Source organism: Bradyrhizobium sp. (assembly GCF_030646015.1).
Taxonomy (GTDB): domain Bacteria; phylum Pseudomonadota; class Alphaproteobacteria; order Rhizobiales; family Xanthobacteraceae; genus Bradyrhizobium.
In genome coordinates this window covers 1-11376 of sequence record NZ_JAUSLT010000201.1, presented here as the reverse complement: position 1 = coordinate 11376, position 11376 = coordinate 1, and the positions used below count along the sequence as shown (strand labels likewise).

The window sequence follows — 11376 nt, the reverse complement described above, 5'->3', positions numbered from 1 at the left end:
CAGCGTGGACTTGCCGCAGCCGGAGGGGCCGACCAGCACGCAGAACTGGCCGTCGCCGACTTCGAAGTCGATGCCCTTGATGGCCTCGAAGCCACCGGCGTAGGTTTTGCGGACGTCGCGGAGAACTACGTTGGCCATCTCAGTCCTACTTCTCCGTCTCGACCAGGCCGCGCACGAACAGCCGCTGCATGAATATCACCACCGCCACCGGCGGCAGCATGGCGAGGACGGCGGTCGCCATCGCCAGCTGCCATTCGGCCAGTTCATCCGTCGTGACAAGCATCTTCTTGATGCCGGTGACGATGGTCTGCATCGAATCCTGCGTGGTGATCAGCAACGGCCACAGATACTGATTCCAGCCATAGATGAACTGGATCACGAACAGGGCGGAGATCGTCGTAACCGACAGCGGCAGCAGGGTATCCCAGAAAAACCGGAACGGCCCGGCGCCGTCGATGCGCGAGGCTTCCAGCAACTCGTCCGGCACCGTCATGAAGAATTGCCGGAACAGCAGCGTGCCGGTCGCGGATGCAATCAACGGCAGGATCAGCCCGGCATAGGTGTCGAGCATGCGCAGGTCGGCGACGACCTTGTAGGTCGGATAGATCCGGACCTCGACCGGCAGCATCAAGGTTACGAAGATGATCCAGAACGCGGTCTTGCGGAACGGAAAGCGGAAATACACCACGGCGTAGGCGGACAGGATCGAAATGCAGATCTTGCCCACCGCGATGCCGATCGCGGAGATGAACGAGTTGAGCAGCAGTTGGCCGACCGGCTCGGGGGCGGTGCGGGAGCCGCCGACGAAGACGGCGCGGTAGTAATTCTCGAGCGCATGGCCGCCCGGCGACAGCGGCATCCGCCCGCCGACCACGGTCGCGGCGTCATGGGTCGAGGCGATGACGGCGACATAGACCGGAAACGCGACGATGAACACGCCGAGGGTGAGGATGGCGTAGGCGATGATGTCGTTCCACGGGCGGTGCTCGACCATCAGTACTGCACCTTGCGCTCGACATACTTGAACTGGACCGCGGTCAGCGCGACGACGATGACCATCAGCACCACCGACTGCGCCGCCGAGCCGCCGAGATCGCCGCCGAGCCGGCCGTCGGCATAGACCTTGTAGACCATGGTGGTGGTGGCGCCGGCAGGTCCCCCGCCGGTCACCGCGTCGATGATGCCGAAGGTGTCGAAGAAAACGTAGACGATGTTCACGACCAGCAGGAAGAAGGTGGTCGGCGACAGCAGCGGGAATATGATGGTCCAGAACCGCCGCATCGGACCCGCGCCGTCAATCGCCCCGGCCTCGATCACGCTCTTGGGAATCGACTGCAGTCCGGCGAGAAAGAACAGGAAGTTGTAGGCGATCTGCTTCCACACCGCCGACATCACCACCAGGGTCATGGCGTGGTTGCCGTTCAGGAGCGGATTCCAGTCGAGGCCGAGGCCGCGCAGCGGCCGCGCCAGAGTGCCGAGCGATGGGTGGAAGATGAAGAACCACAGCACGCCGGCCACCGCCGGCGCCACCGCATAGGGCCAGATCATGAAGGTCTTGTAGGCCTGCGCGGCCTTGAGGTTCTTGTCGGCCTGGCTTGCGAACAACAGCGCGATCGAGAGCGACAGCCCCGCGACCAGCGTCGAGAACACCAGCGTTACCAGCATCGCCTTGTAATATTCGGGCTGCGCAAACAGCGCCTGGTAATTCTCCAGGCCGACGAATTCGGAAACGAGGCCGAAGGCATCCTCGCGCTTGAACGATTGCAGCACCGCCTGGCTCGCGGGCCAGTAGAAAAATACGAATGTGATGATGAGCTGCGGCGCCAGCAGCGCATAGGGAAGCAGCTTGCTCCTGTTGAAGACCGCGGACTTTTCCATTCAGGGCGTCTTGCTCATCCAGAAATCTTGTCAATAAAAAGAGGCGCGCAAGAGAGGTATGGCGTTCGCGTGCCACGCCAGCTCCCCCTCCGGGCGGAGGAGGAGCCGGCAGGATGGCTTATTTTGCCGTCTTTTCGAACGTCCGCAACATGGCATTGCCGCGTGAGACGGCCGCGTCGAGGGCTTCCTGCGCGGTCTTCTTGCCCGCGAGCGCCGCCTCGATTTCCTCGGCCCAGAGTTCGCGCATCTGCACCATGTTGCCAAAGCGCAGGCCGCGCGAATTCTCGGTCGGCTCCTTGTTGGTGAGTTCCTTCAGCGGCGTCTGCAGGATGGGATTCTTCTCGTAGAAGCCATCGGCCTTGGTCTTTTCGTAGGCCGCCTTGGTGATCGGCAGGTAGCCGGATTCCTGATGCAGCTTGGCCTGGCGGTTGGTGTCGGACAGAAACGCGAAGAATTTCGCGACGCCCTTGTATTCTTCGGGCTTCTTGCCGCCCATCACCCAGAGCGAGGCGCCGCCGATGATCGAGTTCTGCGGAGCTCCGGCGACATCGGGATAATACGGCATCGGCGCCGAGGTGAAGTCGAACTTGGCGGTGCCCTTGGCGGTGCCGTAATAACCCGAGGACGTCAGGAAGATCGCGCATTCGCCCGAGCCGAAGCGGGCCTCGCCGGCATTGGCGCGGCCAGCATAGTCGTAGGTCTTGTCCTTCTGCAGGTCGATCAGGTTCTGCAAATGCTTGACGTGCAGCGGCGAGTTGAACTTCAACTCGGTGTCGAAACCGTCGAGCCCGTTCGCCTTGGTGCCGATCGCCACGTTATGCCAGGCGGAGAATTGCTCGATGTGGACCCATGACGCCCAGGCATTGGAAAAGCCGCAGGTCTCATGACCCGATGCCTTCAGTTTCTTGGCGGCAGCGAATACTTCCGGCCAGGTTTTCGGGATATCGGCGATGCCGGCCTTCTTCAGCTCATCCTTGTTGATCCACATCACCGTCGACGAGGAATTGAAGGGAAACGACAGCATGTCGCCCTTGGAGGTCGAGTAGTAGCCGGTGATGGTCGGCAGATAGGCCTTGGGATCGAACGGCTCGCCGGCGTCCTTCATCAGCTGATAGACCGGCTTGATGGCGCCGGTGGCGCTCATCATGGTTGCAGTGCCGACTTCGAATACCTGCATGATGTGCGGCGCGTTGCCGGCGCGGAACGCGGCGATGCCGGCATTCATGGTGTCGGCGTAGCCGCCCTTGAACGACGGCGTCACCTTGTAGTCCGACTGGCTGGCGTTGAAATCCGCCGCCAGCTTGTTGACGACGTCGTTGTTGGCGCCGGTCATGGCGTGCCACCACTGCAGCTCGGTCACGGCGTGAGCGGGCGTTGCAAGCGCCAGCGTTGTCGCCAGCGTGGTGGCAAGGCCGAAATGTCGTAGCATCATAAGAATCCTCCCGGTTGGATCGTCATCTTCGTTTCGCGCGTTAACAGCGCTGGATGACGTGCAAATGACCGTATATGCGAAAGCACGGTATGGGGGAAGCGGCGGCGAGGGGAAGCCGGAAAATAGGCGGAGACGCATCGCTCCCGTCGTCCCCGCGAACGCGGGGACCCATACGCTGCGGCCCATCGTTTCGGCGCGGAGGCAGACGCCTCCGGCAACAACTAACGCCCGGGATTATGGGTCCCTGCGTTCGCAGGGACGACGTTCAGAGAGAGTTATGCTCGAACCTCAGCGCTTCCGTTCGCTGCCGCAGACCGCGCCCCTGGCGACCAGGGCCTCGATCTCATCCGTCGAATAGCCGAACTCGCCCAGCACCTCTGCGGTGTGCTGGCTGAATTTCGGCGGGGTGCGGCGCAGGCTGGGCTTGCTGCGCGACAGGCGGATCGGCGAGGCGACCCCCTTGTACCAGTCCTTTTCGATGACATCGCCGCGGTGCAGGGTATGGGCGCTGGTGAGCGCCTGGTCGATCGACTGCACCGGGCCGGCCGGCAGGCCGGCGGCGAGCAGGCGGTCGCACAGCGGGCCGGCGTCGTGCTGGCTGAACACGGCGGCGAGTTCGGCGCGCAGCGCATCGCGGTTGGCGATGCGGTCCTTGTTGCGGGCAAAGCGCGGATCGGTGCCGAGTTCGGGCTTGCCGATCTCTCTGGCGAGCTTGCGAAAGGTGCCGTCATTGCCGACGCCGATGAAGATATTGTCGGTGCGCGTGGGGAAGATCGCGTAGGGCACGAGGTTCGGATGCTCGTTGCCGGTGAGGCTGGGCGGCTTGCCGTGCATGAAATAATTCGCCGCATGCGGGTGCATGATGGCGAGGCCGGTTTCGTACAGCGTGGTTTCCAGAAACTGCCCGACGCCGGATTTCTGCCGCTCCGACAGCGCCATCAGGATGCCGATCGCCGCATAAAGCCCGGTGGTGATGTCGACCAGGGGGACGCCGATCCGCATCGGCCCGCTCTGCGGCGAGCCGGTCGCGGCGATCATGCCGGTCATGGCCTGGATGATGGCGTCATAGCCGGGATTGCCGCCGCGCGGTCCGTCGGCGCCGAAGCCGGAAATCCGGCAGTGCACCAGCTTCGGGAATTTCGCGCGCAGCACGTCGTTGCCGATGCCCCATTTGTCGAGCGTGCCCGGCTTGAAATTCTCGATCAGGACGTCGGCGCTCTCCAGCATCTTCATCAGCACCGCGCGGCCGCCCTCGGAAGCGAGGTCGAGCCCGATCGAGCGCTTGTTGCGGTTGATGCCGACGAAATAGGCCGCGTCTTCGCCGTGGAACGGAGGGCCCCAGTCGCGCACCTCGTCGCCGGCGGGCGGTTCGACCTTGATCACGTCGGCGCCGTGGTCGGCGAGAATCTGGGTGCAATAGGGTCCGCCGAGCACGCGCGTCAAATCGATCACGCGCAATCCGGTCATTGCAGCGGGCGAGGTTTCAATCATCTTGGCCGTTTCTTGCGAGGTTTTAAGGGAACGTCGCGGCCATTAAGCATCACACGCGGGTCGGCGCAAATGCGGCTGGCCGCGCTGTTCTCGCAAAGCAGAATGGCCCGCTCATTGCCGGGAGCGGGCCATTGGCCGGGCCGATCAGACGACCGTCAGGCGGACATCCACATTGCCGCGGGTGGCGTTGGAGTAGGGACAGACCTGGTGTGCCTTCGCGACCAGCGCCTCGGCGTCGGCGCGTTCGAGACCCGGCAGGGAAACCGCCAGGTCGATGTCGAGGCCGAAACCGCCTTCCGAGCGCGGTCCGATGCCGACGGTGGAGGTCACGGAAGCGTCCGCGGGGACCTTCGGGCCGCCCCCGGCCGCCACGGCCTTCATCGCGCCGATGAAGCAGGCGGCATAGCCGGCGGCGAAGAGTTGCTCGGGGTTGTTGCCGGCGCCGCCGCCGCCACCGAGTTCCCTGGGGGTGGCAAGCTTCACGTTGAACGCGCCGTCGAGCGTGGCGGCGGTGCCATCGCGGCCGCCGGTGGCCTTGGCGGTGGTCTTGTAGAGCACTTTTACGGACATCGGGCTTCTCCTTGCTGGGGTTCCCTTGTCATTGTATTGCGCACAATTAAATTTTGTGCAATACAAAAAATCGTGAGCGCGCAATCTAATTGGCTACAATTGATCTTCGACCGGTCCGGGCCCACATTGCAGCAGGGCAGTGAGATGCCGTGACCATGAGGATGCAAATGGCCAGAAAACCCGCGGCGGACTTGCCGCTGATGCTCGGCAACCAGCTCTGCTTTGCGGTCTATTCCACCGCGCACGCCTTCAACCGGGCCTACAAGCCGCTGCTCGACCGGCTTGGGCTGACCTATCCGCAATACCTGGTCATGCTGGTGCTGTGGGAGCGCGATGGCGTGCCGGTCAAGGACATCGGCGAACGGCTCATGCTGGATTCCGGCACGCTGACCCCGCTGCTGAAGCGGCTAGAAGCGGCGGAACTGGTCAAGCGCACCCGCAGCACCGAAGACGAGCGCCAGGTGCTGATCGCATTGACGCCCCGGGGCCAGGCCCTCAAGGAAAAAGCGAGGGCGGTGCCCGAGGCGATCCTCGCCGCGTCGAATTGCTCGGTCGCTGAACTATTGGCGATGAAGAATGAGCTGATCGGGCTGCGCGACCGGCTCAATGTGGCGTTGGGAGAGTAGGGGCGTCAGAGGCGCTTCTTCGCAAATGCCCGACCTGAGCCGGATTTCAAGTATCTCTCGAAAGCGATCGCCAAAGCTTCGTCGCTGAAGGCGACGTAGGTCCTTATCCACCAGGGTCCGAATTTCGAAGTGTGCGGGACTTCGCCGGCGTTGTGCTTGGCAAGCCGTGCCCGCAGGTCGCTGGTGATACCGACGTAGAAGTGCTTGGAATCAAGACTTTCGAGAATGTAGACGTACTTCATGGCGCAATCCTCCATGGAATGAAGGCTACAATGCAATATCCGGACTTGCTGGGGTCCGCCTTCGCCAACGAAGGACTTATCGAGCAGAAACAGGGGATTTACTGTTGAACGAGCCCGCCTTCGCCCTCCGGGCTTCGGCGTGGCAGCCTTCGCTCCGTTAGGGCTTGCCCAGCCGAAGCAGGCGCAGCCTGCGAAGGCTGGTGGAGCCAGGCGGGATCGAACCGCCGACCTCTTGCATGCCATGCAAGCGCTCTCCCAGCTGAGCTATGGCCCCTAAACTCTAACCTTAGTGCGTGATCTTGTCGGAAACCGGTTGCCGCTTTTCGCTAAACGGCCTTCAGCTCCGGATCATGCTCCCCGCTTGCCTTGGGCGACTCGCGGGGAAAAACCCTGAACACAGTTCAGGGCCGATCTCAAGTCTCTTCGTCGCTGCCGACGTCGCCGATGATGTCGGTGACATCCTCGTCGCCTTCTTCGTCGTCGGCGATGAAGGTGGAATCATCATCGTCGTCGTCTTCGATGGTCTCGTCGACCTCGATGTCGTCCTCGGACTCGGGAACGACGGCCTTGACCTTGCCGGTATTCTCCTCGGCATCGGCTTCCTCGAGCGGCACCAATTCTTCGGCCTCGGCGGGCTCCACGGCTTCTGCGGCGGAAGCAGCGGACGCGGCAGCCGCAGCACGTGCAGCGGCATCGGCACGGGTCCGCGGCGGCGGAATCGGCGCAATCGGCACCACCTCGCCGGTGTAGGGTGAGATCACCGGGTTCTTGTTGAGGTCATAAAACTTCTTACCCGTCGTCGGGCAAATGCGTTTGGTTCCGAGATCGGATTTGGCCACGTGGGGTGTCCTGGGAATTTGTCGAAAAACGGTGCTTCACTTGGCTAGTTGACGCGGCCCTGTCAATAGCGCTGTGCGCGCATTCCGACAGTGGCGTGACGCGGCGCGGGTCATGTGGTACCTGCGCCCGCGCAGAGGACACAATCTTGACCCAATCTGACCCGCCCACGCCGCTCGAATCCCGCGCCAGCGGCCCCCTGACCGGAAAAGTCCGTGTTCCCGGCGACAAGTCGATTTCGCACCGGGCCCTGATTCTGGGCGCGCTGGCGGTCGGCGAAACCAGGATTTCGGGCCTGCTCGAGGGCGAGGACGTGCTCAATACCGCCAAATCGATGCGGGCGCTGGGGGCGAAGGTGGAGCGAACCGGCGATTTCGCCTGGTCGGTTCGCGGGGTCGGCGTCGCCGGGTTCGCGCAGCCGCAGGCTCCGCTCGATTTCGGCAATTCCGGCACCGGCTGTCGGCTGGTGATGGGAGCTGTGGCCGGCTGCCCGATCACGGCCGTCTTCGACGGCGATGCTTCGCTGCGCTCAAGGCCGATGCGGCGGATCGTGGATCCCCTGGAATTGATGGGTGCCAGGGTCGTGGCCAGCGGCGAAGGCGGCCGCCTGCCGCTGACGCTGCAGGGTGCGCGCGATCCCCTGCCGATCCTGTACCGCACCCCGGTGGCCTCGGCCCAGATCAAGTCAGCGGTGCTGCTGGCGGGGCTGGCGGCGCCGGGAATCACCACCTTGATCGAGACCGAGGCCAGCCGCGACCACACCGAACTGATGCTGAAGCACTTTGGGGCGCAGATCGTCTCGACCAAGGAGGGTGCTCACGGCCGCAAGATCGCACTGACCGGGCAACCCGAACTACACGGCGCCGGTGTCGTGGTGCCGGCCGATCCGTCATCGGCGGCATTTCCGATCGTGGCAGCCTTGATTGTCGAGGGCTCCGACCTCGTTCTGTCGGACGTCATGACCAATCCGCTGCGCACCGGGCTGTTCACCACGCTGCGCGAAATGGGCGCGTCGATCGAGGAAAGCCAGGTCCGCGGCGACGCCGGCGAGCCGATGGCCCAGTTCCGGGTCCGCGCCTCGAAACTGCGCGGTGTCGAGGTTCCGCCGGAGCGCGCGCCCTCGATGATCGACGAATATCTGGTGCTGGCGGTGGCGGCCGCCTTCGCCGAGGGCACCACCATCATGCGTGGCCTGCAGGAATTGCGGGTCAAGGAATCCGACCGGCTGGAGGCCACCGCCGCCATGCTGCGCGTCAACGGCGTCAAGGTGGAGATATCCGGCGACGATTTGATCGTCGAAGGCCGGGGGCATGTGCCCGGCGGCGGCCTGGTCGCCACCCATATGGATCATCGTATCGCGATGTCGGCTCTGGTGATGGGACTTGCCTCCGACAAGCCGGTCAAAGTCGACGACACCGCTTTCATCGCCACCAGTTTCCCGGATTTCATCCCGATGATGCGCGGGCTCGGCGCGGAGTTTTCATGATCATCGCCATCGACGGACCGGCCGCCTCCGGCAAGGGCACGCTGGGCAAGCGCCTTGCCCAGCATTACCATTATCGTCATCTCGATACCGGCGTGATCTACCGCGCGGTGGCCAAGGCGCTGCTCGATGCCGGGGCCGACCTGACTGACGAGAACCTCGCGGTCGCCGCCGCGCTGGAACTCGACCCCGAAAAGTTCGGAAATCCTGAACTCAAGACCCAGTTGGTGGGCGAGGCCGCCTCGGTGGTCTCGGCCATCCCAAGGGTGCGGGAAGCATTGATCAATTTTCAGCGGCAATTCGCGGCCGATCCGCCCGGCGCGGTGCTCGATGGCCGCGATATCGGCACCGTGATCTGCCCGCATGCCGATGTGAAGATTTTCGTCATCGCCGACCCCAAAGTCCGGGCCCGGCGCCGGACCCTGGAGGCACAGGCGCGGGGCGAGCCCGCCGACGAGGCTTTGGTGCTGGCGGATATCCTCAGGCGCGACGAACGCGACCAGAACAGGGCCGCGGCGCCCCTGAAGGCCGCTGCGGATGCACACTTGCTCGATAACTCGCATTTGGATATAGAAAGCGGCGTCCGGGCCGCCATCGACATTGTCGAGGCCGTCCGAGCGGGCCGGCTTCGGGTTTGAGACCCTGCCGTCATTGGAGGAAAGCCCGCTCCAGGTCTTGAACATCGATCCCGAGGCCGCTTGCCTCGTTCAGGTTCCGGATAATCAACGTATCGAACGTGCAGGCATGCTGCCGGCCCGCTCTCGCAATTTTTTTGTGAGGCGGTCGTTAGAGTTTGCGGACCTCTGACACTTCACGCCCGATACGCCCCTTAACCCGAATGGCCGGCGATACCCGCATCTGGAGAACAAATGGCTTCGACTGCTACTTCCTATAACCCTTCCCGCGACGATTTCGCCGCGATGCTCGATGAATCCTTTGCCGGCGGCAATCTGCAGGAAAGCTCCGTCATCAAGGGCATCGTTGTTGCGATCGAGAAGGACATGGCCGTCATCGACGTCGGCCTGAAGACCGAAGGCCGCGTGGCGCTGCGTGAATTCGCCGGGCCCGGCAAGGAAAGCGAACTCAAGGTAGGCGACGAGGTCGAGGTGTTCCTCGACCGCATCGAGAATGCGCTCGGCGAAGCCGTGCTGTCGCGCGACAAGGCGCGCCGCGAGGAGAGCTGGGGCAAGCTCGAGAAGGCCTTCAACAACAACGAGAAGGTTCACGGCGTCATCTTCAACCAGGTCAAGGGCGGCTTCACCGTCGACCTCGACGGCGCTGTCGCCTTCCTGCCGCGCTCGCAGGTCGACATCCGCCCGATCCGCGACGTCGCCCCGCTGATGAACAATTCGCAGCCGTTCCAGATTCTCAAGATGGATCGCCGCCGCGGCAACATCGTGGTGTCGCGCCGCACGGTTCTCGAAGAGACTCGCGCCGAACAGCGCCAGGAACTGGTGCAGAACCTCGAAGAGGGCCAGGTCATCGACGGCGTCGTCAAGAACATCACCGATTACGGTGCGTTCGTCGACCTCGGCGGCATCGACGGCCTCTTGCACGTTACCGATATCGCCTGGCGCCGGGTCAATCACCCGACCGAAGTCTTGACCATCGGCCAGACCGTCAAGGTCAAGATCATCAAGATCAACCACGAGACCCACCGCATTTCGCTCGGCATGAAGCAGTTGCTGGACGATCCGTGGCAGGGCATCGAGGCGAAGTATCCGCTCAATGCGCGCTTCACCGGTCGCGTCACCAACATCACCGACTACGGCGCGTTCGTCGAACTGGAGCCGGGCATCGAAGGCCTGATCCACGTCTCGGAAATGTCGTGGACCAAGAAGAACATGCATCCCGGCAAGATCGTTTCGACCTCGCAGGAAGTCGAAGTGCAGGTTCTCGAGGTCGATTCGGTCAAGCGCCGTATTTCGCTCGGCCTCAAGCAGACCATGCGCAATCCCTGGGAAGTGTTCGTCGAGAAGTTCCCGGTCGGCGCCACGGTAGAAGGCGAAGTCAAGAACAAGACCGAGTTCGGCCTGTTCCTGGGTCTCGAAGGCGACGTCGACGGCATGGTCCATCTGTCCGACCTCGACTGGAAGCTTCCGGGCGAGCAGGTGATCGACAACTTCAAGAAGGGCGACATGGTCAAGGCCATCGTGCTCGATGTCGATGTCGAAAAGGAGCGCATCTCGCTCGGCGTCAAGCAGCTCGAAGGCGACCCCTTCGCCGAGCCGGGCGACGTCAAGAAGGGCGCGGTCGTGACCTGCGAAGTGCTGGAAGTGAAGGAGAGCGGCATCGAGGTGAAGATCACCGGTACCGACTTCAATACCTTCATCAAGCGGTCCGAACTGGCGCGCGAGCGTTCAGATCAGCGCGCCGAGCGTTTCGCCGTCGGCGAAAAGGTCGATGCGCGGGTGATCCAGTTCGACAAGAAGGCCCGCAAGGTGCAGGTCTCGATCAAGGCGCTGGAAGTCGCCGAAGAGAAGGAAGCCATCGCGCAGTACGGCTCCTCCGATTCGGGGGCGACGCTGGGCGACATTCTCGGCACCGCGCTCAAGCAGCGTACCGACAAGTAAGTTCCGCTTACTCGTCAGATCAATCGGGCCCCGGTTTCGACCGGGGCCTTTTTTCTTTTCGTCCCCTCTCCCCTTGTGGGAGAAGGTGGCGCGCAGCGCCGGATGAGGGGTCTCTATCCGCAGGCAATGTGCTTGCTGAACCAACCCCTCACCCGTCGCGATGCGTCGCATCGCGCCACCCTCTCCCACACGGGGAGGGGGGACGGAAAGAAAATAGGCCCCGGTCGGAACCGGGGCCCGATTG

12 protein-coding genes and 1 tRNA gene are annotated in these 11376 nt (G+C 63.3%); 4 read left to right on the top strand and 9 right to left on the bottom strand.

Translation table 11 applies throughout. From position 1 onward, the window contains the following. From Q7T45_RS28540 to Q7T45_RS28515, 6 genes are all read right to left on the bottom strand, one after another. On the bottom strand, positions 1-138 hold a 138-nt coding region (locus Q7T45_RS28540; protein WP_304875506.1), incomplete at its 3' end, for an ATP-binding cassette domain-containing protein. Between the two features lie 7 nt (positions 139-145). After that, the gene (ugpE, locus tag Q7T45_RS28535; protein ID WP_304875505.1) at positions 146-994 is read right to left on the bottom strand and encodes a sn-glycerol-3-phosphate ABC transporter permease UgpE; all 849 of its coding nucleotides are present in this window, start codon (positions 992-994) and stop codon (positions 146-148) included. After that, positions 994-1878, bottom strand: a complete 885-nt coding sequence (ugpA, locus tag Q7T45_RS28530; protein WP_304875503.1) for a sn-glycerol-3-phosphate ABC transporter permease UgpA — start codon at positions 1876-1878, stop codon at positions 994-996. Before ugpA ends, ugpE begins: the two co-directional genes overlap by 1 nt. A gap of 118 nt (positions 1879-1996) precedes the next feature. Then, entirely contained in the window at positions 1997-3310 is a 1314-nt protein-coding gene (gene ugpB / locus Q7T45_RS28525; RefSeq protein ID WP_304875502.1) for a sn-glycerol-3-phosphate ABC transporter substrate-binding protein UgpB, read from the bottom strand. A gap of 288 nt (positions 3311-3598) precedes the next feature. Further along, positions 3599-4801 carry a CaiB/BaiF CoA-transferase family protein gene (locus Q7T45_RS28520; protein ID WP_304875500.1) on the bottom strand — a complete coding sequence of 401 codons (1203 nt, stop codon included), beginning with the start codon at positions 4799-4801 and terminating at the stop codon, positions 3599-3601. A gap of 144 nt (positions 4802-4945) precedes the next feature. Further along, positions 4946-5371, bottom strand: coding sequence for an organic hydroperoxide resistance protein (locus tag Q7T45_RS28515; RefSeq protein WP_304875499.1), 426 nt, complete (start codon positions 5369-5371; stop codon positions 4946-4948). A 167-nt stretch (positions 5372-5538) separates the two neighbouring features. On the opposite strand from Q7T45_RS28515, the gene Q7T45_RS28510 reads away from it, so the two are divergent. Further along, the gene (locus Q7T45_RS28510) at positions 5539-5997 is read left to right on the top strand and encodes a MarR family winged helix-turn-helix transcriptional regulator (RefSeq protein ID WP_304875498.1); all 459 of its coding nucleotides are present in this window, start codon (positions 5539-5541) and stop codon (positions 5995-5997) included. A gap of 5 nt (positions 5998-6002) precedes the next feature. Here Q7T45_RS28510 and Q7T45_RS28505 read toward each other — a convergent pair whose 3' ends face one another. From Q7T45_RS28505 to Q7T45_RS28495, 3 genes are all read right to left on the bottom strand, one after another. Then, a complete protein-coding gene (locus Q7T45_RS28505; protein WP_304875497.1) occupies positions 6003-6239 on the bottom strand; it encodes a GIY-YIG nuclease family protein in 237 nt (78 codons plus the stop codon). A 198-nt stretch (positions 6240-6437) separates the two neighbouring features. Beyond that, a tRNA-Ala gene (locus Q7T45_RS28500) sits at positions 6438-6513 on the bottom strand. A gap of 139 nt (positions 6514-6652) precedes the next feature. Then, a complete protein-coding gene (locus Q7T45_RS28495) occupies positions 6653-7078 on the bottom strand; it encodes a TIGR02300 family protein (RefSeq protein WP_304741805.1) in 426 nt (141 codons plus the stop codon). A gap of 146 nt (positions 7079-7224) precedes the next feature. Between Q7T45_RS28495 and aroA the strand changes: the two genes are divergently transcribed. From aroA to rpsA, 3 genes are all read left to right on the top strand, one after another. Further along, positions 7225-8562, top strand: a complete 1338-nt coding sequence (gene aroA, locus Q7T45_RS28490) for a 3-phosphoshikimate 1-carboxyvinyltransferase (protein ID WP_304875496.1) — start codon at positions 7225-7227, stop codon at positions 8560-8562. Further along, the gene (gene cmk, locus Q7T45_RS28485; protein ID WP_304875495.1) at positions 8559-9197 is read left to right on the top strand and encodes a (d)CMP kinase; all 639 of its coding nucleotides are present in this window, start codon (positions 8559-8561) and stop codon (positions 9195-9197) included. The genes aroA and cmk overlap by 4 nt, the downstream gene beginning before the upstream one ends. Before the next feature lie 231 nt (positions 9198-9428). Continuing rightward, the gene (gene rpsA, locus Q7T45_RS28480) at positions 9429-11132 is read left to right on the top strand and encodes a 30S ribosomal protein S1 (protein WP_304739235.1); all 1704 of its coding nucleotides are present in this window, start codon (positions 9429-9431) and stop codon (positions 11130-11132) included. The last annotated feature ends 244 nt before the right edge of the window (positions 11133-11376 follow it).